Genomic DNA, 25,225 nt, shown 5'->3' with positions numbered 1-25,225 from the left:
ATGAATAAATTATTAATTGTAGGAACCGTAGCTTTTGATGCTATTGAAACACCTTTTGGAAAAACCGATAAAATCCTTGGTGGAGCAGCAACTTACATTGGACTTTCTGCTTCATTTTTTAAGGTAAAATCGGCTATAGTTTCTGTAGTTGGAGAAGATTTTCCACAAGAATATTTAGATTTATTAACAAACAAAAACATAGATATTTCAGGAATTGAAGTGGTTAAAGGTGGAAAAACATTCTTTTGGAGTGGAAAATACCATAACGACTTAAATTCAAGAGATACTTTAGATACACAATTAAATGTATTAGCTGATTTTAATCCAGTAGTGCCAAATGATTACAAAGATGCAGAAGTTGTAATGTTAGGAAATTTACATCCTTTAGTACAATCAAGTGTTTTAGACCAAATGACTACAGCTCCAAAATTAATTGTTTTAGATACCATGAACTTTTGGATGGATTGTGCTTTACCAGAATTATTAGACGTAATCAAAAGAGTAGATGTAATTACAATCAACGATGAAGAAGCTCGTCAATTATCTGGAGAATATTCATTAGTTAAAGCTGCAGAAAAGATTCATACAATGGGTCCTAAATACGTGGTGATTAAAAAAGGAGAACACGGAGCCTTACTTTTTGAAGGTAAAAACGTTTTCTTCGCACCAGCTTTACCATTAGAAGAAGTATTTGATCCAACAGGAGCAGGTGATACTTTTGCAGGTGGTTTTTCTGGATATATTGCACAAAGTGAAAACGTTTCTTTCGACAATATGAAAAACGGAATTATTTATGGTTCTAATTTAGCTTCTTTCTGTGTAGAGAAATTTGGTACAGAGAGAATGGAACAACTTGAAAAAGAAGAAGTTCATTCGCGCTTACAACAATTTAGAGCGTTAACACAATTTGATATAGAATTATCGTAAATTTATGCCTCGAAGTTTCGAGGCTTTTTTTATAACATTAAACAACAACACAACACACTACATATTATGAGCGATGCTATTAAACACGAATGTGGAATTGCTTTACTAAGATTATTAAAACCATTAGATTTCTACAAAGAAAAATATGGAACAGCTTTTTACGGAATAGAGAAAATGTATCTCTTGATGGAAAAACAACACAACCGCGGACAAGATGGAGCAGGTTTAGCAAGTATAAAATTAGACGTAGATCCAGGAGAACGTTATATCAGTCGTATTCGTTCAAATGATCCTCAACCTATTCAAGATATTTTTGCTCAAATCAATGGAAGAATCAATGAAGAGTTAGAAGCTCATCCAGAATACAACACAGCGGCACTTCAAAAAAAGAATATACCATATATAGGTGAATTGTTTTTGGGTCATGTTCGTTATGGAACTTTTGGTAAAAATAGTATTGAAAGTGTTCACCCTTTTCTACGTCAAAATAATTGGATGCATAGAAACCTTATTGTTGCCGGAAACTTTAATATGACTAACGTAAAAGAGTTATTTCAAAGTTTGGTAGAATTAGGCCAACATCCAAAAGAAATGGCTGATACGGTTACTGTAATGGAAAAAATTGGACATTTCTTAGATGAAGAGGTTACAGATATTTATCACGATTGTAAAGAAAAAGGTCTTTCTAAACGTGATGCATCTCAAGTTATCATGGAGCAATTAGACGTTGCTAAAATTCTTAGAAAAGCTTCTAAAAATTGGGATGGTGGTTATGCAATGGCAGGATTATTAGGTCATGGTGATTCATTTGTCTTTAGAGATCCAGCAGGAATTCGTCCAGCCTATTATTATGCAGATGATGAAATTGCGGTTGTAGCTTCAGAAAGACCAGTTATTCAAACTGTTTTCAATGTTCCTTTTGAGAAAGTAAAAGAATTAGAACCTGGAAATGCTATAATAGTTAAGAAGAATGGATCAGTTTCATTGGAAGAGATTATTCCAGCTACTGAAAAGAAAGCTTGTTCGTTTGAAAGAATTTATTTTTCTAGAGGAAGTGATGCAGAAATTTATCAAGAACGAAAAGAACTAGGAAGGTTAATTTTACCAGCAGTTTTAAAATCTATAGATAGCGATACTGATAATACTGTATTTTCTTTTATTCCAAATACAGCGGAAACTTCTTTTTATGGAATGGTTGAAGCAGCTCAAGATTTTTTAAATCAAAGAAAAAATAAATATATTCTAGAAAATAGAAAAACCTTAACAGAAGAGAAATTAGAAGAAATTCTTTCAGTTAAGATTAGAACAGAGAAAATTGCCATTAAAGATGCTAAATTAAGAACTTTTATTACTGAAGATAGCAGTAGAGATGGTTTAGTAGCTCACGTTTATGATGTGACTTACGGTGTGATTAAGCCAACAGATAATTTAGTAATTATTGATGATAGTATCGTAAGAGGAACTACTTTAAAGAAGAGTATTATTAAAATGATGGATCGATTAAATCCTAAAAAGATTGTAGTAGTTTCATCAGCACCGCAAATTCGTTATCCAGATTGTTACGGAATTGATATGGCAAAATTAGAAGGTCTTATTGCATTCAGAGCTGCTTTAGAATTATTAAAAGAGAGAAATATGTACCATATTGTTGATGAGGTATATGAAAAATCTAAAAAACAAGAGCTTTTTGCAGATAAAGAAGTAGTAAATTACGTTAAAGAATTATACGCACCTTTTTCTAATGAAGAAATTTCTGATAAAATCTCAGAAATGTTAACTTCAAAATCAGTCAATGCACAAGTAAAAATCATTTTTCAAAATGTTGAAAACTTACATAAAGCTTGTCCTAAAAATTTAGGTGATTGGTATTTTACAGGTGATTATCCAACATTTGGTGGTAATAGAGTGGTAAATAGAGCCTTTTTGAATTTCTATGAAGGTAATGACGCAAGAGCTTATTAAAAATAAAATTGTTAATAACAACAAAAAACACTCGCAGAAAGTTTGTTCATAAAATTATTTTGCATAGATTTGTTTCACCATAGCATTAGTAGGTTAAGTTTATGGTAGATTTGGGGCAAAAAGGGTGGATTTATTTCCACCTTTTTTATTTTGTACAATCAAACAATCCTATATAAAAAAAGGGCTGAAGTATATCTTCAGCCCTTTTCCTTTTTTACTGCTTTTGCTATTATTTAGCTGCAGCATATCTTTTAGCAACTTCAGTCCAGTTAATTACATTAAAGAAAGCTTCAATATAATCTGGTCTTCTGTTTTGATAGTTTAAATAGTAAGCATGTTCCCAAACATCCATTCCTAAGATTGGAGTTCCACCGCAACCAACTCCTGGCATTAAAGTGTTATCTTGATTTGGTGTTCCACAAACATCTAATTTTCCATCTTTCACACAAAGCCAAGCCCAACCTGAACCAAATTGCGTTGCACCAGCTTTAGCAAACGCATCTTTAAATTTTTCAAAAGATCCAAAATCTTTATCAATTGCAGCAGCTAAATCTCCAGAAGGAGTTCCACCACCGTTTGGGGACATTATTTCCCAAAATAAAGAGTGATTATAAAATCCACCACCGTTATTTCTAACAGCACCATTGCTCATGTCTAAATTTTTAAGAATATCTTCAATCGATTTTCCTTCTAAATCAGTTCCAGCAATTGCGTTGTTTAAGTTCGTTGTATATCCATTATGATGTTTTGTATGGTGTATTTCCATAGTTCTAGCATCAATATGTGGTTCTAATGCATCGTAAGCATAAGGTAATTTTGGTAATTCAAAAGCCATAATATAGTTTTTTAAATAGATTAGTATTAATTTTATTCAAATTTACAAAATAAGCCGTTAACTACATAATACAATTTCCTTATAGTTTTATAAGATTTACACATATGACAGAAAATAAAGCCTCCTTTTCAATCTACAATGCCTCTGCGGGTTCAGGTAAAACTTATACTTTGTCGAAAGAGTATATTAAAATTTTATTAAAATCACCTTCAAATGAAGCTTATAGAAAAATTCTAGCCATAACTTTTACCAACAAAGCCGTAGAAGAAATGAAATCTAGAATCATTTTTTATTTACTAGAATTTTCTAAAGAGGATACTTCAGAAAAAGCCGTTGACTTATTAAAAGATGTTGCAAAAGAAACAGGATTAAGCATTGCCACGATTAAAGATAAATCAAAAGTTATTATCAAAAGTATTATTCATAATTACACTGCTTTTGATATTTCGACTATCGATCGGTTTACCCTAAAAATTATAAAATCTTTTTCGCACGAATTAAATATTCCGTTAGATTTTGATATTTCTTTAGAAACCGATTTGTTAATGCAAGAAGCTATTGAAACTGTAATTTCTAAAGCTGGTGAAGATGAGGAATTAACAAAACTACTTCTAGACTTTTCAAAAAATAAAACAGATGATGATAAAAATTGGGATATCACTTTCGATTTACTAGCTGCAAGTTCTTTATTAACCAACGAAGATAGTAAACACGAACTAAAAGATTATGAAAGCAAAACAATTGAAGACTTTATTGAAACCAAAAAAGTAATTGTCGGTCAAATAGAAAAATATAAAAAACTAGCTTCAGCTTTAGCTCAAGAAAGTTTGACTTTAATTAAAGATAACGGAATTGCAATAGAATCTTTTTCAAGAAAGACTTTTCCTAATCATTTAATTAAAATTATTGAAGGGAATCTTCCTCCTTCGGATATAAATAAATTTTCTGAAGTTGAACAAGTTCAAGTGAATAAAACTGCAAAAGACAAAGGTTTAATTGAAAGTATTTTGCCCGAGATTTTGCAAAAACTTCAATTAGCTTATAAAGAATATCAAAATATTTTCTTGCTTGAAGCTTTTAATAAAAACATTTACCCGTTATCGTTGCTAAATTCAATTAATAAGGAGTTTAGAAAAATTCAAACCGATCAAAATATTTTATCTATTTCCGAATTTAATGAGATAATAAACAAAGAAATCCAAAACCAACCAGCTCCTTTTATATATGAGAAAATGGGTGATCGTTACCGTCATTTTTTTATTGATGAGTTTCAAGATACTTCCGTTTTACAATGGAAAAATTTAATTCCATTAGTTGATAATGCACTTTCTAGTGAAGAAAATGGAGTGGCTGGAACATTGATGTTAGTTGGTGATCCAAAACAAGCGATTTATCGTTGGCGTGGGGGAAAAGCAGAGCAGTTTATTTCTTTAAGTAAAGACGAAAATCCGTTTTCAAATAAAAATAAAGAAACTATAGTTTTAGATACAAATTATAGGAGTTATAGTGAGGTAATTGACTTTAACAACGATTTTTTCAGATTCATTTCAAGTAAATTAGAAAATCCAGATTACTTAAATTTATATTTGAATGAAAGTCATCAAAACAAAACGAGTAAAATAGGTGGTTATGCTAATATTTCGTTCATTAATACTTCTGATAATGCTGAGGTAAATGAAGAGGAAGAAGACGATGACAAAAACACAAAATATCTAAAACAAACTTTAGTCACGATTGAAAAAGTCCTAAAAAACGGATTTCAATACAAAGACATGGTTTTGTTGACGCGAACGAAATCAAACGGAGTTTTATTGGCCAATTATTTAACCGAAAATGAAATTCCTATTTTATCTTCAGAAACTTTATTGATTCAAAACGCAACAGAAGTTAAATTGATTATCAATGTGTTGAAGTATGTTAACAATAAATTTGACGCTGATGCAAAGTTCAATATGTTGTATTATGTTGGGAAATATCTGCAATCTTCTGAAGAGATTCATGATTTAATTAACCAAAACCTTCATGTTTCAGAAGAAAATTTAAAAATTGCCTTAGAGAAATATGATGTTTCCATTGATTTTAATGCTTGCAGAAAAAAATCACTTTACGAAGTAGTTGAAATTATTGTTTCTGCCTTTGTCAAACAGAAAGCTAATAATTCATATGTTCAATATTTTCTAGATTTGGTTTTAGAAAGACATATAAAAGCACAATCAAGTATCGCAGATTTTATTGATTATTGGGAAAGAACGGGTTACAAAAAAAGTATTCCTTCACCTGATGGAAATAATGCTATAAAAATCATGACAATTCATAAATCAAAAGGACTTGAATTTCCAGTTGTGATTTACCCTTTTGCAAACGATAACTATTCAAAAAATAATAGAAATAAACTTTGGATTCCTTTAGAAAATGAAAATATTAATTTTCATAAAGTATTGATAGATTATAAAATAGACGTATTAAGTTATAGCGATGATGCAAGTAAAATTTATCAAGAAAAGAATCAGGAAGAAATTTTAGATAATATTAATGTTTTATATGTTGCTTTTACAAGAGCTGTTGAGCAACTTTATGTAATTTCAGAAATTAAGATTAATAAAGATGGAAGTTTACCTAATACATTATCTTCAAATATAATTGAATATCTTCAGTTAAATAAAAACTTTAATGAAAGCCAATTAGAATATGAATTTGGGAATCCAAATAAAGTTTCTAAAAAAGAATTAGTAATTGCTAACTTAGATGAAATACAAGTTGTGCAAAATAAGATTAAAACAAGTGCTATAAAAATCGCTCAAAAAGAAGCTTTAATGTGGGGAACTATTCAAGCTGAAGCAATAGAATTTGGAAACACTTTACATGAAATTTTATCTTATATAAAAACTAGTAAAGATGTAAGTCAAGCTATCGCTATTTCTTTAGAAAAAGGTTTAATTAATAGATCACAAGTTGATATAATTGAAGAAGTTATAAATTCTATAGTAAATCATTCAGAATTAAAAGAATTTTATGAGGTTGATGCAAAAATTTACAATGAAACTAGTATTATTGACGAAAATAAAAACACTTTTATTCCAGATAGAATTTCGATTAAAGGCAATAAAGCTTATTTATTAGATTATAAAACAGGAGTTCCAAAAGAAAGTCATAAACATCAAGTTGAAAAATACGAAAACCTTTTAGAAAAAATGGGTTATCATGTTGAAGAAAAAGCTTTAGTTTATTTAGGAGAAAATTTAAAAATTATACATTTGTAAAAAATAAAGATATGTACGGCAAAATACAACAACACTTACAAGAAGAATTACAAGCTATCCAAGATAACGGACTGTTCAAAAAAGAACGAATTATAACTTCACCACAAGGAGCTGAAATTACAATTTCAACAGGTGAGACAGTTTTAAACTTTTGTGCAAACAATTACTTAGGACTTTCATCGCATCCAGAAGTGGTTCAAGCCGCAAAAGACGCTTTAGATTCTCACGGTTTCGGAATGTCATCAGTTCGTTTCATTTGTGGAACTCAAGATATTCACAAAACATTAGAACAAAAAATTGCAAATTTCTACGGAACAGAAGATACAATATTATACGCTGCAGCTTTTGATGCAAATGGTGGTGTTTTCGAACCGTTATTAGGAGCAGAAGATTGTATTATTTCAGATAGTTTAAATCATGCTTCAATAATTGATGGTGTAAGATTATGTAAAGCAGCTCGTTACCGTTATGAAAATAGTAACATGGAAGAGTTAGAGGCTCAATTAATAAAAGCCACTGAAGAGGGAAGAAGGTTCAAACTAATTGTTACAGATGGTGTTTTCTCTATGGATGGTTTAGTAGCTCCATTAGATAAAATTTGCGATTTGGCAGATAAATATGACGCCATGGTTATGGTGGATGAATGTCATGCTGCAGGTTTTATCGGTGCTAAAGGTATAGGTACACTTGAAGCCAAAAATGTTTTAGGAAGAGTTGACATAATTACTGGAACGTTAGGAAAAGCTCTTGGTGGAGCAATGGGTGGCTATACAACGGCTAAAAAAGAAATTATTGAAATTTTACGTCAGCGTTCTCGACCATATTTATTTTCAAACTCATTGGCACCTTCAATTGTAGGAGCTTCTATAAAAGTTTTTGAACTACTAGAAAAAGATACTTCTTTAAGAGATAAGTTGGAATGGAACACAAATTATTTTAAGGAAGGAATGAAAAAAGCTGGATTTGATATTATAGACGGAGACTCTGCAATCGTTCCAGTAATGTTATATGATGCAAAATTATCTCAAATTATGGCAGATGAATTATTGAAAAAAGGAATTTATGTAATAGGATTCTTCTTTCCGGTTGTGCCTAGAGATAAAGCAAGAATTAGAGTCCAACTTTCTGCTGCTCATACAAAAGAGCACCTTGATAAGGCTATAAACGCTTTCATTGAAGTAGGAAAAGCATTGAATGTTGTAAAATAACATTAAAAAGTTACATAATACCCATGAAAAGGGGTGTTTTTAAGTTTTTTTTGTGAATAAAATTTGCAGATATAAATAATCGTGTTAAATTTGTCTAAATTATATCAGTTGTAATTAAATAAAAATTAAAAAAAAGTATGAAACATCTTAACAAATTATTTGCTGTGGCTTTAATGTTTGCTGGTATAGCAACGCAAGCACAAGACAGCAACAATCCTTGGGCAGTGTCTTTTGGTGCTAACGCAGTTGACACTAAATTCAGTGCATCAGAGTCTTTCGAGCACCAAATTGCTGAATATTTCAATGTACAAGACCACTGGAACATTCTTCCTTCGGTTTCTTATGTTGGAGTTTCTAAACATGTAGGTAACAATTTTTCTGTTGGTTTAACAGGTTCTGTTAACAAAATTGATAAATTCGTTACAAAAGTGCCTAACACTATTAACACACATGTAGTTACTAATCCTGGAGATTTATCTTATTTTGCTGCTGATTTAGCTGTAAAATATAGTTTTATGGAAATGGTAAAATCTAAAGTATTAGATCCATTCGCTCATTTAGGTGGAGGTTATACTTGGATGGGTGATGCATCTGCAGGTACAGTTAACGGAGGTTTAGGTTTAAACATTTGGTTTACTGATAACGTAGGTTTATCATTACAATCTACTTACAAACATTCATTTGACGATACAAGAACTCCAGATGTGGATGTTGCGACTCATTTACAACATTTTGCAGGTCTTACTTTCAAATTCGGAGGTAAAGATACTGATGGAGACGGAATCTATGATAAAGATGACGCTTGTCCAGAAGTTCCTGGTTTAAAAGAATTCAACGGATGTCCTGATACAGACGGTGATGGAATTATGGATTCAGCTGACGCTTGTCCTGATGTTGCAGGTTTAAAAGAATTAAACGGATGTCCAGATAGAGACGGAGACGGAATTATCGATTCTGAAGATGCTTGTCCAGATGTTAAAGGTTCAAAAATCATGAAAGGATGTCCTGATACAGACGGTGACGGTGTTGCTGATAATGTTGACAAATGTCCAGAAGTGAAAGGTCCTAAAGAAAATGCAGGTTGCCCATGGCCAGATACTGACGGTGATGGTGTTGCTGATAAAGATGACAAATGTCCTGAAGTTAAAGGAACTGTTGCAAATAACGGATGTCCTGAAGTTTCTGAAGATACTATGAAAAAATTAAATGAGTATGCTAAAACAATCTTATTTGATTCTGGTAAAGCATCTTTCAAAAAACAAACTTACTCAGTTTTACAAGCTATTACGGCTATCTTAAAAGAGTATCCAAACTCTAACTTCTCTATAGAAGGACACACTGATAGTGATGGTAAAGAAGATATGAACCAAAAATTATCTGAAGATAGAGCTGCTGCTGTTAAAAACTATTTAGTTGAAAACGGAATCAATGCTGCAAGATTGTCTTCTAAAGGATTTGGAGAATCTACACCAATTGATACAAACAAAACTGCTGCTGGTAAAGCTAACAACAGAAGAGTTGAAGTTAAATTAGTAAAATAATTTAATTCCAAAATATTTTTAAGAAAACGCTCCGTTTATTCGGGGCGTTTTTTTATATTTATATTTATGAATAACCCTACATTTCTAAGTAAGCTTACAGACGAATTAATCAGTCTTTATCCTGATACCTTATCGGATATAACCATAGTTCTTCCAAGTAAAAGAGCAAGAGTTTTTTTAATTGAAAACATTCAATCAAAACTATCTAAACCAATTTTCACACCTAATATAGTTAGTGTAGAAGAATTCATACAAGAGATATCAGGTATACGAACTATTGATTCTATGGAAGTGTTATTCGAATTCTATAATGTCTATTCTTCAATAACCGATAAGAAAGATATTCAAGACTTTGAAACCTTTTCTTATTGGGCAAAAACACTTATCCAAGACTTTAATGAAATTGATCGCTATTTGTTAGATCAAAATCACGTTTTTTCTTACTTAAAAGATGTAGAAGCTTTAAAAAGATGGGATTTAGAACTAAATCAAACCACAAAGCTGATTGATTCTACTTTAGAGTTTTGGGATAAATTACCTCACTATTATAATTCATTCTATAAGTATCTTTTAGATAAAGGAATTGGCTATCAAGGTTTGTTATATCGTGAATCAATAAATAATTTAGATTCTTTTACTAAAGAACTTCCGACTTCAAATAAAATTGTCTTTGCTGGTTTCAATGCGCTAAATCAAGCTGAAGAACGCATTTTTCAACACTTAATGCTTCATGAAAAAGCACTAGTTTATTGGGATATTGATTATTCGATTCTACAAGATTCATTTCACGATGCGGGTTTATTCATCAGAAAGTATAAAAAAGAATGGAAACAATATGCCAATCAAACTTTCAAATGGATTGATACACATTTTGAACAAGAAAAAAATATCCAAATCATTGGAACTCCAAAAACCGTTGGACAAACCAAAATTGTTGGAAACATTATAGAAGAAATTCAAACCAAGAATCCTGATTTACAAAACACAGCTGTCGTCTTAGGAGACGAAAATCTATTGCTTCCAGTTCTGTATAATTTACCAGAAACCGTTGAAAGTTTAAACATCACAATGGGTTATCCTAGTAAAAATAATCCAGCTCAATTGTTGATTTCCAAAATTTTTAAACTTCACACAAACGCTAAACAAAGAAACGAGAAACAATATACTTTATATTACAAAGAAGTTTTAGATATACTAAATCACGCTTTAATTGAACCTTATATTGATGCCAAAAAAGTAGAACATGTAATTAAATATAACAACTTTACTTTCTTTTCTAATGATAAGTTATTTCAGTTGTATGAAGAGCACAAAACCAATGCTGAAAATCCACTATTTGAACTAATTTTTTCAAAATGGAATGATGATGCTTCTGAAATTATCACCAAATTAACTCAAGTTTTATTGACGATAAAATCGCGTTTAATAAATGATAATCAAGAAGATATAATTGCAAAAGCTTTCTTGCATTCCATTTACCAAGTTTTAAATCGAATTGCTACATTTATTGAAAAATACCAAAGCATTACTTCACTTTCAAGCTTATTTTCTATTTATAAAAATGTTGTGGATTTAGCTGAAGTCTCTTTTGAAGGAAAACCTTTGTCTGGTTTGCAAGTCATGGGAGTACTGGAAAGTCGTGTTTTAGATTTTAAAAATGTAATCATAACATCCGTAAATGAAGGAAAATTTCCATCAGGAAAAAGTTCAAATTCCTTTATTCCTTATGATATTAAACGTGAATTAGGATTGCCAACTTTCCGTGAAAAAGATGCTATTTATAGTTATCACTTTTATCATTTACTATATCGTGCTAAGAATATTTATCTGTTATATAATTCTGAAAATTCAGACGGAATTGACGCTGGTGAAAAAAGTCGTTTTTTAACCCAATTAGAAATCGATTTCCCAAATCATATTACAAAAAACACAATCTATAACGCTCATTTACCAAGCTTAGCTTACGAGCCTATTAAAATAGAAAAAACACCTTCTGTTTTAGAACGATTACAAGAAATTGCAACAGGAAAAGGATTTTCACCATCATCTTTGACCAGTTATATTCGAAATCCAATCCAGTTTTACACTCAAAGAGTATTACGAATTAAAGAAATTGATGAAGTTGAAGAAAATATTGCTGTCAACACTTTAGGAACTGTAATTCACGAAACTTTAAAGCATTTATATGATCCTTACAAAGAAAAATATTTGTCGGTGAATGATATTGAAAATATGTTGAATTTAGTTGAATCTGAAACTATAAAACAATTCAAAATCATTTATAAAGAAGGTGAAATCAATAAAGGAAAAAACCTTTTAGCTTTCGAAGTTGCCAAACAAAACGTAGAGCAATTTCTAAAAATGGAAAAGAAAGACATTGAATCGGGTAGTGCTATTAAAATTCTATTTCTTGAGCATACTTTAGAAGGTAAAATAGTTGACAAAAAGTTGCCTTATGAAATCACAATTGCCGGAAACGTTGACCGAATTGAATTAAGAGACAATAAAATCAGAATTATAGATTATAAAACCGGAAAAGTTTTAGGAAGTAGCTTAAAAGTGGATGATTTTACAGTTTTATCTTCTGATATTAAATACGATAAAATCATTCAATTGCTTTGTTATGCTTTAATGTTTGAAAACAAAATAGAATATAAAGAATATCCAGTCGAAGCCGGAATTATTTCTTTCAAAAACATGAAAGCTGGTTTTATGCCTTTTGGATTTGGAAAAGGAAAAAATAGTGATTCTGATATTACAACGCATACTATTGATTCATTTAAAATAGAATTAGTATCTTTAATACAAGAAATTCTAAACCCAGAAATTCCTTTTGAAGAAATAGTATAACTAGCCATTTATGGACAAATTAATCGAAAAATTTCAATTTTATTATGATGCAATTTTACAAAATGCACCTTCTTTTTTAATTGGAGTTGTGGTTTTATTTATTGGTTTTGCAATTGCTAATTTTGGAAAAAAACTAACCGAAAACAGAATTAAGTCAAAGCTTCAAAATACGCTTTCCAGACTTTTTATAGCACAAATAATTTCTGGAATTATAAAAATCATTACGGTTGTTATCTTTCTAGATTTAGTAGGTTTTCAAAATATCACGACAAAAATATTAGCTGGAGCAGGAATTTTAACCTTTGTTATTGGTTTTGCTTTTAAAGATATTGGAGAAAATTTCTTGGCAGGAATTTTATTAGCTTTTAAAAGTCCGTTTAAAGAGAATGATTTGATTGAAACGGAAAAAGTTATTGGCTATGTAAAAGAACTTCGCATAAGAGAAACTATTATAAAAACTACTGATGGAAAAGATGTTTTTGTGCCTAATTCTCAAATAATAAATTCACCTTTAATTAATTATACTATTGATGGTTTTTTGCGAAATGAATTTTTGTTAGGATTAGACTATTCAAGTGATTTGTCAAAAGCGATTCAAGTGATTATAGAATCAGTTTCCAAAACGGAAGGTGTTTTACTAGGTGGAAAAAAACCAGCAGTAATTATTGATGAATTCGCAGCAAGTACAATTAATTTAAAAGTTCTTTTTTGGTTAGATACTTTTAAAAGTTCTTCAAAAAGTTACCATTTAGGGATTAGAACTCAAGTAATGAAAAATGTTTTATTGGCGTTGACTGAAAACGAATTCAGTTTACCTTCAAACATTGTTGAAGTTAAGCAGTATGAGGGTTAACGATCAGTTTTTCCTTGCGAACTTTGCGAAAACCTTTGCCTCTTTGCGTTTAGACCTTTTTCAAAAAAGAAACTAAAACCTCACTCAATTCTTCACGATTTTCAATGTGACTCATGTGTCCATCGTTAAAAGTGACTAATTCAACTTTGGTATTTTCTATTTGAGTTTTATTTTCTTCATAATTCAAAACAGGATCTTGTTTACCCAAAATCAAAAGAATAGGATAAATCGCAAAATGTAAAATAACTTCTCTGTCATTTCGTGTTTTCATGCCTTCTAAAGCAGCTACGATTCCTTGTAAAGGAGTTTTTAAAGCTTCATTACGCACAAGTTCGATTTCGTTACTTAATCGCTCTCTGTTGTTCTCACTAAATAAATTGGCAATTGACATTTTAATGAAAGTAGTGTAGTTTTGTTTCACAGCCAAAATAGCTCTATCGCGATTGGTTTTGCGTTCCTCAGAATCAGCTCTTGAAGTTGAATTCATCAATACCAAACCTTTCACCATTTCTGGATACAATTCTGCAAAAGCCAAAGCCACATAACCACCCATAGAATGTCCAATCAAAACGGCTTTTCTAATTTTCAATTCGTGTAAAACATGATGAACCATATCCGCTTGGTCTTCCATCGAATGCACATAACCCAAACAATCCGTTTGACCATGACCTAACAAATCAATACAAACTACACGATTACGTTTAGCTAAAACGGCAACATGCGAATTCCACATCGTTGAGTTTTCTAAAAAACCGTGTAATAAAACCACAGTTGTGCCTTTTCCAGTTTCAGAATAAGCGATTTTTGTGTTTTTGAAGAGTGTTTGTTTCAAGGGAAAATTTGTTTAGTACAAAAGTAGAATTTTTAATTGAAGTTTGAAATTTAACCGCAAAGTTCGCAAGGATTTTTCGCAAGGTTTACAAAGTTTTTCTTAAATCTTGTCATTCTGAACTTGCTTGTGCTGAATTTATTTCAGTGATATAGAATCTCTTTTTTATGCAATCGATTTTATAAAGAAATAACTTATCTTTGAGAAAAGCATTTTTAGATTTATGAACAGATTAGTTATTATTGGAAACGGTTTTGATTTAGCTCATGATTTACCAACGAGTTATAAGGATTTTATTGATGATTATTGGTCTTCTATTAAAAGCAGCAAGCATAATGATGATTTTATTTATTTTGTAGATACTTTAAATGTTGTATTTGAAGAGATAAAAGGCTTAAACTGTATAGCTAAATGTTTAATGCAGTTTGATGAAAAAATAAAATTTTCGGAAGCTGAAATTTATACTGAATATGGGAATAATTTTAGGACCGGACAATACCCAAGAAGACATATTTTGAATTATAAAAATTCTTTTTTTAAAGCTATTAATCAAAAGAATGTGCAAAATTGGGTTGATATTGAGAATGAATACTACAGACAATTAAAAAAAATAATCAATTCAAAATGTTTAGATGTTTCTAAGTCTATAGAATATTGGCAAAATGAACAAAAAATTCAAGTACAAGAATTGAATAAAGAGTTTGAATATGTAAAAATACTTTTAGGAAAATATTTGAAAGATAAAGTTAAAGATGCTTATATATTTAATTATCATTCTAGTTTAAAATCGATATATGATGTTCTAAAACCAATTTCACTCACAAGTAATGAACATGATGTTTTGAAAGAATTTAATAATTCTGAAGATGTTGAAGAAATAAAAGATCATTTCGAAAAAGAAAAAAAAGAAGAGTTAGTTAATAAAATATATTTTTTAAATTTTAATTATACTCCAACAGTTAAAATTTACAGTGATATTTTAAACACAAGTGAAAGAATAGAAACTAAAGTAAATTACATTCATGGAGAATTAGAAAATGTTTCTGATAATAAGGTAAATTTTGGTTTTGGAGATGAAATGGATGAAGACTATAAAGAAATAGAAAATTTAGATGACAATGAGTATTTGAAAAACTTTAAGTCATTTCAATATTTACAAAATTCAAATTATAATGATTTATTGTCATATGTAGAAAGTGAAAAATTTCAAGTAATAATTCTTGGACATTCTTGTGGTTTATCAGACAGAACATTATTAAATACTATTTTTGAACACGAGAATTGTCGTTCTATAAAAGTCTTTTATTATAAAAATGGTGAATATGATAATTACACAGATATGGTTCAAAATATATCAAGACATTTTAATGATAAAAAGATTATGCGTTCAAAAATTGTAAGTAAACCTTTTTGTAAACCAATGCCACAAATTCAATTACCAAAAAAAGAATAAATTTCAAAAATTTTTCTAATTTCTCAAATCTGTGTTCCAAAAAAAGAAGCTAAATCAAGTTCCTCAAAACAAAATTAAAAGCAAAAAAAACGGCTCACTTTCGCAAACCGTTCTATCTGAAAATCTATAATTCGAAAATCTGAATATCCAAATTAGCTATTCATAATCGACTCAATTTCATCAATCTCAATAGGAATATTTCTCATCAAATTAAAGGGTTCACCTTTACTTTGAATCACAACATCATCTTCTAAACGAATTCCAAAACCTTCTTTTGGGATGTAAATTCCTGGTTCAACAGTGAAAACCATATTCGCTTGCATTGGTTCGTACAATAAACCATAGTCATGTGTATCTAATCCCATGTGATGAGAAGTTCCGTGCATGAAATATTTTTTATAAGCTGGCCAATCTTTGTTTTCATTTTGAACATCAGCTTTGTCTAATAAACCTAAACCTAATAATTCAGAAGTCATTAAATTTCCAACTTCCACATGGTATTCTTTCCATAAAGTTCCAGGAACTAATAGTTTTGTCGCTTCATTTTTAACTCTTAAAACAGCATTGTAAACTGCAGCTTGTCTTTCAGAATATTTTCCAGAAACAGGAATCGTTCTACTCATATCACTAGAGTAATTGGCGTATTCTGCACCAACATCCAACAAAATTAAATCACCAGCATTACATTGTTGGTTGTTTTCAATATAGTGTAAAACGTTAGCGTTATTTCCAGAAGCAATAATTGGAGTATAAGCAAAACCTTTTGAGCGATTTCTTAAAAATTCGTGTGCAAATTCAGCTTCAATTTCATATTCCATTACGTTTGGTTTCACAAAATTTAAAATTCTACGAAAACCTTTTTCTGTAATATCACAAGCTTGTTGAATCAAATCTAATTCTTCACTTTCTTTTACTGAACGGATGCGTTGCAAAATAGGATTTGATTTTTCCACTTTATGAGCTGGATAATTTTCTTTCCATTTTTTAATGAATCTTGCTTCACGAGTTTCGGTTTCAATCGTTGCTCTGTAATGTTCATTCGTGTTGATGTACATCGTATCAGCGTAAGTCATTAACTCTTTTAAAGTCTTATCAAAATCTTGCAACCAAATCACATTTTTGATACCAGAAACTTCAAATGCACGTTCTTTGGTTAGTTTTTCACCTTCCCAAATAGCAATATGTTCGTTCGTTTCTTTTAAAAATAAAATTTCACGTTGATTTTCATAAGGAGCATCAGGAAAAAGCACCAAAATACTTTCTTCTTGATCTACACCACTTAAATAAAAAATATCTCTGTGTTGTGCAAAAGGCAAAGTAGAATCAGCAGAAACTGGATAAATATCGTTTGAATTGAAAACGGCAATTCCGTTTGGTTTCATTTGACTAGTAAACTTTTTACGGTTTTTTATGAATAAATCGCGGTCTATTTGATGGTATTTCATTTTTTAAGTTTTAATGTGCTTCAAATTTAAAAAGATAAAATCCAAATCTTGTTAAAAGGAATTAAAAATTTCAATTATCTTTAACAGATTGCTTATTTTAGACCAAAATTTCAAAAAATGAAGAAAATTCTATTCCTTTTATTACTTGTTCAAAGTATTTCTTTTGCACAAACCAACTTATTCGAAGAAGTTAAATTCCAAAGTATTGGTCCAACCATCATGAGTGGAAGAATCGTAGATTTGGCTGTAAATCCAGAAAATCCAACAGAATTTTACGCTGCTTATGCTTCTGGTGGACTTTGGTATACAAACAATAATGGAACAAGTTTCTCTCCAGTTATGGATTCGGCTCCAACTTTAAATTGTGGTTCAGTTACTGTTGATTGGAAATCAGGAACAATTTGGGTCGGAACTGGTGAAGTAAATGCTTCTCGTTCTTCTTATTCAGGAATCGGAATTTTAAAATCTTCTGATAAAGGTAAAACTTGGGAAAATTTAGGTTTACCGGAAAGTCATCACATCAGTAGAATTCGTGTGAATCCAAATAATATTGACGAAATTACTGTTGGAGTTGTCGGACATTTATATACAAAAAATCAAGAAAGAGGAATTTATATAACTATTGATGGTGGAAAAACATGGAAGCAAACACTTTTCATAAATGATGAAACTGGAATTATTGATGTAGTTGTGAGTCCAACAAATTACAATATTCAATATGCAGCTGCTTGGCAAAAAGACAGAAAAGCTTGGGATTTTAAAGGAAATGGAGCAGCTTCTGGAATTTATAAAAGTACAGATGCAGGAAATTCTTGGAGTTTAGTTTCAACGGAATTGAGTGGTTTTCCAAATAATGAAGGTGTTGGTCGAATTGGTTTAGCTCTTTTTAATGAAAATGTAATTTATGCAGTTTTAGACAATCAAAATAAAAGACCAGCTTCTGCAAAAAGCAAAGGAAGTTTGCCAACAATGATGAGTTCTCCAGGTGAAGATTTTGCATCAATTTCAAACAAAGAATTAAATAATGCTCTAAAATCTGCTGGTTTAAGAGAAAAATATAGAGCCGAAAATATAAAGAATTTTGTAGAAGCATCTGACCTTGAACCCAAAGAAGCTTTCAAAGTTTTACAAGATGCCAATAAAGCTCTTTTTGAAACGGAAGTCATAGGTTGTGAAGTTTACAAATCTATTGATGGTGGAAAAACTTGGACAAAAATGAATCAGAAATTCATTGATGATTTCTACTATACTTATGGTTATTATTTTGCAAAAATTACCGTTGATGCAACTGATGAAAACCGAATTTATATTGGTGCAGTTCCATTGTTATTCTCAAAAGATGGTGGAAATACATTTGAAGTTATTAGTAAAGAAAATGTTCACGCAGATCATCATGTGGTTTGGGTAAATCCAAACAATCAAAATCATATTATTAATGGAAATGATGGTGGGTTAAATATTTCGTATGATAATGGAGCAACTTGGATAAAATGCAACAATCAAGCCGTTGGACAATTTTATGCAGTTCAAGTGGATAATGAAGAAAAATACAATGTTTATGGTGGTTTGCAAGACAATGGTGTTTGGTTTGGTCCAAATAATTATTCACATGACAGATCTTGGCAACAAGAAGGAAAATATCCCTATCAAGGATTAATGGGTGGCGATGGAATGCAAATTCAGGTAGATAATCGCAATTCAAATATCGTTTACACTGGTTTTCAATTTGGGAATTATTATAGAATTGACAAAAGCACTGAAAAATCAGAATCGATTACTCCAAAGTCAGCTAAAGACGAAAAACCATTTCGTTTTAATTGGCAAACACCAATTTTATTGTCATCGCACAATCAAGATATCGTTTATTTTGGTTCTCAATATTTGCATCGTTCCATGAATCAAGGAAAAGATTGGGAAAAAATTTCGGAAGATGTAACCAAAGGTTTCAAAGAAGGAAATGTAGCTTACGGAACAATTACAACCATTTCAGAAAGTCCTTTCCAGTTTGGCTTATTGTATGTGGGTTCAGATGATGGTTTGATGCATGTTTCTAAAGATGGTGGAGCAAGTTGGACAAAAATAGAAATTCCAGAAAATGCTACTAAAACAGATGATTTGTGGGTTTCAAGAATTGTAGCTTCTCAACACAAAAAAGAACGAGTTTATGCAACTTTAAATGGCTACAGAAATGATGATTTTACTAGTTATGTTTATGTTTCTGAAGATTTTGGAGCAACTTGGACAAACATTTCAAGAGGTTTAACCAATGCAGTAAACGTAATTATTGAAGATGCTGAAAAAGAAAATATTTTATACGTTGGAACGGATAATGGTTTGTTTATTTCAATGGACAAAGGAAATTCGTGGCAAGATTTTTCTTCAGAATTACCAAATGTTGCGGTACACGATTTAAAAATTCAAGCTAAAGCTAAAGATTTAATAGTAGGAACTCATGGTCGTTCGATTTATAAAGTGAATTTAGAAAAAGTTCAAGCTTTGACTGATGAAGTTTTGGCTAAAAATGTTCATTTGTTTGCAGTAGATAAAATCCAAAAATCAAGACGTTGGGGAAATTCTTGGAGTTCTTGGTCGGAAGCTTACGAACCAAAAACTGAAATTTGGGTGTATTCAAATCAAGCCAAAGAATCGGTTTTAAACGTTGTAAATAAAGATAAAGTGAATGTTCATTCAGAAAAAATTCAACTTAAAAAAGGATTAAATAAAATTGAATATACTTTATCAATAGATGAAAAAACAGCTCAAAAAATCACCAAAAAAGATAAAAAAATAGAAATCAAACCAGCTAAAAACGAAAAGTTATATTTACCTGTTGGAAATTACACGATTTTGGTAGAAAACGAATCAACAACTCTAGAAATCTTTGAATCAAAATAACATGAAAAAATTAATATTAGCTGTTGTTGCATTTATTTCCTTTTATGGAATTGCTCAAGACAAACAAGCTTATCAATTATTTGATAAAAACGGTAAAAAAACAACCTATAAAAAGTTAGTTACATCTTCACTTAAGAATGATATAGTTCTTTTTGGAGAATATCATAATAATTCGATTTCTCATTGGTTACAACTGGAATTGACAAAAGATTTAGCTGAAAAAACAGATTTGGTTTTAGGTGCAGAAATGATTGAAGCTGATAATCAAAAGCAATTAAATCAATACCTAAAAGGTGAAATCACACAAAAAGGTTTAGATACTTTAGCCAGATTATGGAATAATTATAAAACGGATTACAAACCTTTAGTTGATTTTGCCAAAGAGAAAAAATTCGATTTTATTGCGACCAATGTTCCAAGAAGATATGCTAGTCTAGTTTTTAAGAAAGATTTAGTGGCTTTAGATTCACTTTCAACGGAAGAAAAATCTTGGATTGCACCTTTACCCATAGAATTTGATGTGAATTTACCAGGTTATCAAGCTATGATGGGAATGCAAGGTGGTCATGCTGGAGACAAAATGCCAAAAGCACAAGCCATTAAAGACGCTACAATGGCTTACTTCATTAACAAAAACAGTAAAGAAAATAGCATTTTTATTCATTATAATGGAACGTATCATTCCGATAATTATGAAGGAATTAATTGGTATTTAAAAAAGTACAAACCAGGAATTAAAATTCTTACGATTGCAACAGTAGAACAAAAAGACATTTCAAAATTAGAAAAGGAGCATTACAATAAAGCAGACTTTATTCTCGTTATAGATGAAGATGTAACAAAGACTTATTAAAATCGTCTTTATTTAAATTGGTATGATGAAAACAAGATTTTTATTTTTCGGTTTAATAATTTCTTTGAGTTTTTTCTCATGCCAAAAAGACGATGTTACATCTGAACCAAATTTAATCATTAAGTTTAAGTTTGACCCGAATCAAGTTCGATTAAATAATTTGGGACAACCAGCTACAATTCCATCAGGAAATGCAGCACAAACTCCAATTTTCAATACTATTTCAGCACATTATTTTGAGTTAGCACCAAATACATTCACGCAATTAGGACAAGGAACTGTTTTATACCACGCACCAGAAACTATGGCTGGTGGTTCTTCTGCCATTGATTTTGATCAATCTAAGATTGTGGCTCAAGATGAAGTTTTTTTATCAATTCCATTAAGTCAAGTTACACAAGGAAGTTACGAATGGGTTAGAGTTTCGCTTTCGTATCAAAATTTTGATGTTTCTATTCGTAATGCAGGAACCGATTACACAGGAACATTTGCAAGCTTTGTAGGATTTAATACTTATATAAATACACACAATATTGGTACCAATACATTTCCTGTTAACGCAAATCGTGCTCAAGGATATTGGGCTTTTGGATTAAATGGTTTTCCATTTGCAACTTCTGGTCAAGCACCAGCCGGAGCTACAACGGTTCCAAACCCAATAGCAGCAACTTCTCCAATTCCTCAAGGCTCATGTGTAGTTACAGGAAAATTTGCTAATAATTTGGTTATTAAGGGTAACGAAACCAAGGATGTTGTTGTGACTCTTTCACTTTCAATTAACAATAGTATTGAATGGACAGAAGTAAATGCTGATGGAAAATATGAACCATCCATAGGTGAAAACATGGTTGATATGGGATTAAGAGGTTTAATTCCAAGTCATGATAAATAATTTGATATGAGGTCAATTCTAAAAATACTATTCTTTCTTACAATAAGTTCCTCGTGTTTTGGTCAGGAATTAAGTAAAAACCTCTATTTTATGTCTTTTTCTAAAGATATGAATACTTTGCAAAATCCAACAATCAACCTTAAAAAGATTAATTTCAAAATAAACTCATACGGATTACAGGTTTATAACCCTTCCATAGGATTGTTTGAAAATTATCGATTTGTAACCGAAAATCAATTTGAGAGATCACACAAGATGATTCTAATACCTACTAATGATCAATATTTTAGTTTAAACTCAAATTCATTTTTTAACCCATATAATAACAGACGTATTGACTCATTTAATCCTTATGGAGCATCCAATGTTGGGGAACTTTTTGCTCTTGGTGTAATCAATATGCTTCTGAATAAAAACTAATTAACCTTCAACATAAGTTAAACTCATTTTAAATTGAGTCTAAATTAGCTGTGAAAGGTTGTAGTTAATTTATTTTAACCTTATTTTTGTTTGATTTTTTATATAAAACTATACAATCAAATAAATTATGGCAAAATCTGCACTTTTAAAGTCATCTATCGCAAAAAAATATTGGATGGCTCTTACGGGTTTATTTTTATGCTTGTTTTTGGCAGGTCACTTAGCAGGAAATCTTCAATTATTAGTTCCTGACAATGCTTCAGCATTTAACCAATATGCATTGTTTATGACAACCAATCCAGCAGTTAAAGTATTATCTTACCTAACTTACATTTCAATTATTTTCCATGCAATAGATGGAATTATGTTGGCAATTCAAAACAAAAAAGCAAGGCCAATTGCTTATGCTAAAAACAATCCTTCAGCAAACAGTAGTTTCGCGTCAAGAAATATGGCTGTGTTAGGAACTGTTATTTTAGTTTTCATTGTAACGCACATGATTACTTTTTGGGCAAAAATGCATTTTGATAAAAACATGCCGTTACAAACTTTATCCGTAACAGATGAAGCTTCCGGAATGAAACAAGATTTTTATATTACATCGGGTTCTGGTCAAGATAAATTCTTGCCTGTTAATCAAGTGGATGGAGAGAACATGGTTATCGAAGGAAATAAATTTTTTATTACTAAACCAGTTAAAGTTGAGTTTACTCAAGGTTATAAAGATTTGTATAAAATTACATTAGACTTTTTTAGAGATGCGAAGTACGGATTAGTGTACACACTACTGTATGTTTTAGCCATGTTAGCCTTAGGTTTTCACTTATGGCACGGCTTTGCAAGTGCATTTCAATCCTTAGGATTAAATAATCCAAAATTTAATGCAGGAATAAAATTCTTTGGAAGAGCATTTTCGGTAATAGTACCTTTGTTATTTGCTATTATTCCTTTATACATTCATTTTACTAAATAATCAACATCAATATATTATGAAGTTAGATTCTAAAATACCTCAAGGTCCTTTATCAGACAAATGGACCAATTATAAAGATCACTTAAAATTAGTTGCACCTAATAATAGGCCAAAAATTGATATTATTGTTGTTGGAACTGGTTTAGCTGGTGCCTCGGCTGCAGCTTCTCTTGGAGAGATGGGTTATAATGTTAAAGCTTTTTGTTTTCAAGATTCACCTAGAAGAGCGCACTCAATTGCGGCTCAAGGTGGAATTAACGCAGCAAAAAATTATCAAAACGACGGAGATTCTATTTACCGTTTGTTTTATGATACAATTAAAGGTGGAGATTATCGCTCACGTGAAGCAAACGTACATCGCTTAGCAGAAGTTTCTGGTAATATCATCGACCAATGTGTAGCGCAAGGAGTTCCTTTTGCTCGTGATTATGGTGGAATGTTAGACAATCGTTCATTTGGAGGTGTTCAAGTACAACGTACTTTCTATGCAGCTGGACAAACAGGACAACAATTGTTATTAGGGGCTTATTCAGCATTATCACGACAAATTGGTTTAGGTCGTGTGAAGATGTACAACCGTCACGAAATGCTAGACTTAGTTAAAGTAGACGGAAAAGCACGTGGAATTATAGCACGTAACTTAGTTACAGGTGAATTAGAAAGACATTCAGCTCACGCAGTTGTTATTGCTTCAGGTGGATATGGAAATGTTTATTTCTTATCAACAAATGCAATGGGAAGTAACGTTACAGCTGCTTGGAAAATTCATAAACAAGGTGCTGCTTTTTCAAATCCATGTTTTGTACAAATTCACCCAACTTGTATTCCAGTTCACGGAACAAATCAATCTAAATTAACATTGATGTCAGAATCTTTGCGTAATTCAGGTCGTATTTGGGTTCCTAAAAAGAAAGAAGATGCTGAAGCAATTCGTGCAGGAAAACTAAAACCAACACAAATTGCGGAAGAAGATAGAGATTATTATTTAGAAAGAAGATATCCTGCTTTTGGTAATTTAGTACCTCGTGATGTAGCTTCTAGAGCAGCAAAAGAACGCTGTGATGATGGTTATGGTATTGAAGCAAATGATACGAATGAAGGAGTTTACTTAGATTTCTCTTCGGAAGTGAAAAGTAAAGGTAAAGAAGTTGCTTATGCTCAAGGAAATCACAACCCATCTGAAGAAGAAATTATTACTTTAGGTAAGAAATGGATTGAAGAAAAATATGGTAACTTATTCGAAATGTATGAAAAAATTACAGACGAAAATCCATATGAAACTCCAATGAAAATTTATCCAGCAGTTCACTACACAATGGGTGGAGTTTGGGTCGATTATAACTTACAATCTACAATTCCTGGTTGTTTCGTTGCTGGTGAAGCTAACTTCTCAGATCACGGTGCAAACAGATTAGGAGCTTCTGCTTTAATGCAAGGTTTAGCTGATGGTTATTTCGTATTACCATATACTGTTTCAAATTATTTAGCTGATGATATTAGAACAGGAAAAATCTCAACTGATTCTCCTGAATTCGCTGAAGCTGAAAACAATGTAAAAGCAACAATTGACAAATTCTTAAACAATAACGGTACAAAATCTGTTGACCATTTCCACAAACGTTTAGGTAATGTTATGTGGAATAAAGTCGGAATGGCTCGTAACGAAAAAGGTTTAACAGAAGCCATTGCTGAAATTGGACAAATTCGTGATGAATTCTACAGAGATGTTTATGTTCCTGGAAGTGCAGATGAACTAAACCCTGAACTAGAAAAAGCACTTAGAGTCGCAGATTTCTTAGAATTAGGACAATTGATGGCTATGGATGCTCTGCAAAGAAAAGAATCTTGTGGAGGTCACTTTAGAGAAGAATATCAAGATGCTGAAGGAGAAACTTTACGTGATGATGTAAATATGTCTTTCGTAAGTGCCTGGGAATATAAAGGTCAAGATACTACACAAGCGGTTCTTCATAAAGAAGAATTGAAATATGAGTTTATTAAAATTGCAGCTAGAAATTATAAATAAAAT

General features: G+C 31.0%; 17 protein-coding genes. 14 read left to right on the top strand and 3 right to left on the bottom strand.

Annotated elements, in window-relative coordinates; all coding sequences use genetic code 11:
• Both AABJ49_RS07405 and AABJ49_RS07400 read left to right on the top strand, forming a co-directional pair.
• Positions 1 to 927, top strand: a complete 927-nt coding sequence (locus tag AABJ49_RS07405) for a PfkB family carbohydrate kinase (protein WP_338377509.1) — start codon at positions 1 to 3, stop codon at positions 925 to 927.
• Positions 928 to 993: 66 nt separating this feature from the next.
• Positions 994 to 2,889, top strand: a complete 1,896-nt coding sequence (locus AABJ49_RS07400) for an amidophosphoribosyltransferase (RefSeq protein ID WP_338377508.1) — start codon at positions 994 to 996, stop codon at positions 2,887 to 2,889.
• A gap of 229 nt (positions 2,890 to 3,118) precedes the next feature.
• Here AABJ49_RS07400 and AABJ49_RS07395 read toward each other — a convergent pair whose 3' ends face one another.
• Complete coding sequence (locus tag AABJ49_RS07395) at positions 3,119 to 3,724, bottom strand: superoxide dismutase (RefSeq protein WP_338377506.1); 606 nt, start codon at positions 3,722 to 3,724, stop codon at positions 3,119 to 3,121.
• Between the two features lie 104 nt (positions 3,725 to 3,828).
• Here AABJ49_RS07395 and AABJ49_RS07390 point away from each other — a divergent pair, with 104 nt between their 5' ends.
• From AABJ49_RS07390 to AABJ49_RS07370, 5 genes are all read left to right on the top strand, one after another.
• The gene (locus AABJ49_RS07390; protein WP_338377504.1) at positions 3,829 to 6,984 is read left to right on the top strand and encodes a UvrD-helicase domain-containing protein; all 3,156 of its coding nucleotides are present in this window, start codon (positions 3,829 to 3,831) and stop codon (positions 6,982 to 6,984) included.
• 11 nt (positions 6,985 to 6,995) lie between these two features.
• Positions 6,996 to 8,192: a glycine C-acetyltransferase gene (gene kbl / locus AABJ49_RS07385; RefSeq protein ID WP_338377502.1), complete on the top strand. Its 1,197-nt coding sequence runs from the start codon at positions 6,996 to 6,998 to the stop codon at positions 8,190 to 8,192.
• A 137-nt stretch (positions 8,193 to 8,329) separates the two neighbouring features.
• A complete protein-coding gene (locus AABJ49_RS07380; protein WP_338377500.1) occupies positions 8,330 to 9,733 on the top strand; it encodes an OmpA family protein in 1,404 nt (467 codons plus the stop codon).
• A 66-nt stretch (positions 9,734 to 9,799) separates the two neighbouring features.
• Positions 9,800 to 12,583, top strand: coding sequence for a PD-(D/E)XK nuclease family protein (locus AABJ49_RS07375; RefSeq protein ID WP_338377498.1), 2,784 nt, complete (start codon positions 9,800 to 9,802; stop codon positions 12,581 to 12,583).
• Positions 12,584 to 12,593: 10 nt separating this feature from the next.
• Positions 12,594 to 13,436 (top strand): mechanosensitive ion channel domain-containing protein, encoded by an 843-nt coding sequence (locus AABJ49_RS07370; protein ID WP_338377496.1) that lies wholly within the window; start codon positions 12,594 to 12,596, stop codon positions 13,434 to 13,436.
• A gap of 49 nt (positions 13,437 to 13,485) precedes the next feature.
• Here the strand turns inward: AABJ49_RS07370 and AABJ49_RS07365 are convergent, their stop codons facing one another.
• Positions 13,486 to 14,268, bottom strand: a complete 783-nt coding sequence (locus AABJ49_RS07365) for an alpha/beta hydrolase (RefSeq protein ID WP_338377494.1) — start codon at positions 14,266 to 14,268, stop codon at positions 13,486 to 13,488.
• Between the two features lie 220 nt (positions 14,269 to 14,488).
• Here AABJ49_RS07365 and AABJ49_RS07360 point away from each other — a divergent pair, with 220 nt between their 5' ends.
• Positions 14,489 to 15,718 (top strand): AbiH family protein, encoded by a 1,230-nt coding sequence (locus AABJ49_RS07360; RefSeq protein ID WP_338377492.1) that lies wholly within the window; start codon positions 14,489 to 14,491, stop codon positions 15,716 to 15,718.
• A 152-nt stretch (positions 15,719 to 15,870) separates the two neighbouring features.
• Here AABJ49_RS07360 and AABJ49_RS07355 read toward each other — a convergent pair whose 3' ends face one another.
• Positions 15,871 to 17,163: an aminopeptidase P family protein gene (locus tag AABJ49_RS07355; RefSeq protein ID WP_338377490.1), complete on the bottom strand. Its 1,293-nt coding sequence runs from the start codon at positions 17,161 to 17,163 to the stop codon at positions 15,871 to 15,873.
• 117 nt (positions 17,164 to 17,280) lie between these two features.
• Between AABJ49_RS07355 and AABJ49_RS07350 the strand changes: the two genes are divergently transcribed.
• The 6 genes from AABJ49_RS07350 (at position 17,281) to AABJ49_RS07325 (ending at position 25,222) form a co-directional block, all read left to right on the top strand.
• Positions 17,281 to 20,058, top strand: coding sequence for a glycosyl hydrolase (locus AABJ49_RS07350; protein WP_338377488.1), 2,778 nt, complete (start codon positions 17,281 to 17,283; stop codon positions 20,056 to 20,058).
• 1 nt (position 20,059) lies between these two features.
• Positions 20,060 to 20,911 carry a ChaN family lipoprotein gene (locus AABJ49_RS07345; protein ID WP_338377486.1) on the top strand — a complete coding sequence of 284 codons (852 nt, stop codon included), beginning with the start codon at positions 20,060 to 20,062 and terminating at the stop codon, positions 20,909 to 20,911.
• A 22-nt stretch (positions 20,912 to 20,933) separates the two neighbouring features.
• Complete coding sequence (locus tag AABJ49_RS07340) at positions 20,934 to 21,803, top strand: hypothetical protein (protein WP_338377484.1); 870 nt, start codon at positions 20,934 to 20,936, stop codon at positions 21,801 to 21,803.
• 90 nt (positions 21,804 to 21,893) lie between these two features.
• A complete protein-coding gene (locus AABJ49_RS07335) occupies positions 21,894 to 22,223 on the top strand; it encodes a hypothetical protein (RefSeq protein ID WP_338377482.1) in 330 nt (109 codons plus the stop codon).
• Between the two features lie 127 nt (positions 22,224 to 22,350).
• Positions 22,351 to 23,196, top strand: a complete 846-nt coding sequence (locus AABJ49_RS07330) for a succinate dehydrogenase cytochrome b subunit (protein WP_338377480.1) — start codon at positions 22,351 to 22,353, stop codon at positions 23,194 to 23,196.
• 16 nt (positions 23,197 to 23,212) lie between these two features.
• The gene (locus AABJ49_RS07325; protein ID WP_338377478.1) at positions 23,213 to 25,222 is read left to right on the top strand and encodes a fumarate reductase/succinate dehydrogenase flavoprotein subunit; all 2,010 of its coding nucleotides are present in this window, start codon (positions 23,213 to 23,215) and stop codon (positions 25,220 to 25,222) included.
• The last annotated feature ends 3 nt before the right edge of the window (positions 25,223 to 25,225 follow it).

This window comes from uncultured Flavobacterium sp. (assembly GCF_963922255.1).
Taxonomy (GTDB): domain Bacteria; phylum Bacteroidota; class Bacteroidia; order Flavobacteriales; family Flavobacteriaceae; genus Flavobacterium.
The sequence above is the reverse complement of the archived record's forward strand: the minus strand, read 5'-3'. Positions and strand labels throughout refer to the sequence as shown.

Coding starts and splice junctions, on each gene's coding strand:
- AABJ49_RS07405 (WP_338377509.1), top strand. CDS start 1: ATGAATAAATTATTAATTGTAGGAACCGTAGCTTTTGATGCTATTGAA.
- AABJ49_RS07400 (WP_338377508.1), top strand. CDS start 994: ATGAGCGATGCTATTAAACACGAATGTGGAATTGCTTTACTAAGATTA.
- AABJ49_RS07395 (WP_338377506.1), bottom strand. CDS start 3,724: ATGGCTTTTGAATTACCAAAATTACCTTATGCTTACGATGCATTAGAA.
- AABJ49_RS07390 (WP_338377504.1), top strand. CDS start 3,829: ATGACAGAAAATAAAGCCTCCTTTTCAATCTACAATGCCTCTGCGGGT.
- kbl (WP_338377502.1), top strand. CDS start 6,996: ATGTACGGCAAAATACAACAACACTTACAAGAAGAATTACAAGCTATC.
- AABJ49_RS07380 (WP_338377500.1), top strand. CDS start 8,330: ATGAAACATCTTAACAAATTATTTGCTGTGGCTTTAATGTTTGCTGGT.
- AABJ49_RS07375 (WP_338377498.1), top strand. CDS start 9,800: ATGAATAACCCTACATTTCTAAGTAAGCTTACAGACGAATTAATCAGT.
- AABJ49_RS07370 (WP_338377496.1), top strand. CDS start 12,594: ATGGACAAATTAATCGAAAAATTTCAATTTTATTATGATGCAATTTTA.
- AABJ49_RS07360 (WP_338377492.1), top strand. CDS start 14,489: ATGAACAGATTAGTTATTATTGGAAACGGTTTTGATTTAGCTCATGAT.
- AABJ49_RS07355 (WP_338377490.1), bottom strand. CDS start 17,163: ATGAAATACCATCAAATAGACCGCGATTTATTCATAAAAAACCGTAAA.
- AABJ49_RS07350 (WP_338377488.1), top strand. CDS start 17,281: ATGAAGAAAATTCTATTCCTTTTATTACTTGTTCAAAGTATTTCTTTT.
- AABJ49_RS07345 (WP_338377486.1), top strand. CDS start 20,060: ATGAAAAAATTAATATTAGCTGTTGTTGCATTTATTTCCTTTTATGGA.
- AABJ49_RS07340 (WP_338377484.1), top strand. CDS start 20,934: ATGATGAAAACAAGATTTTTATTTTTCGGTTTAATAATTTCTTTGAGT.
- AABJ49_RS07335 (WP_338377482.1), top strand. CDS start 21,894: ATGTCTTTTTCTAAAGATATGAATACTTTGCAAAATCCAACAATCAAC.
- AABJ49_RS07330 (WP_338377480.1), top strand. CDS start 22,351: ATGGCAAAATCTGCACTTTTAAAGTCATCTATCGCAAAAAAATATTGG.
- AABJ49_RS07325 (WP_338377478.1), top strand. CDS start 23,213: ATGAAGTTAGATTCTAAAATACCTCAAGGTCCTTTATCAGACAAATGG.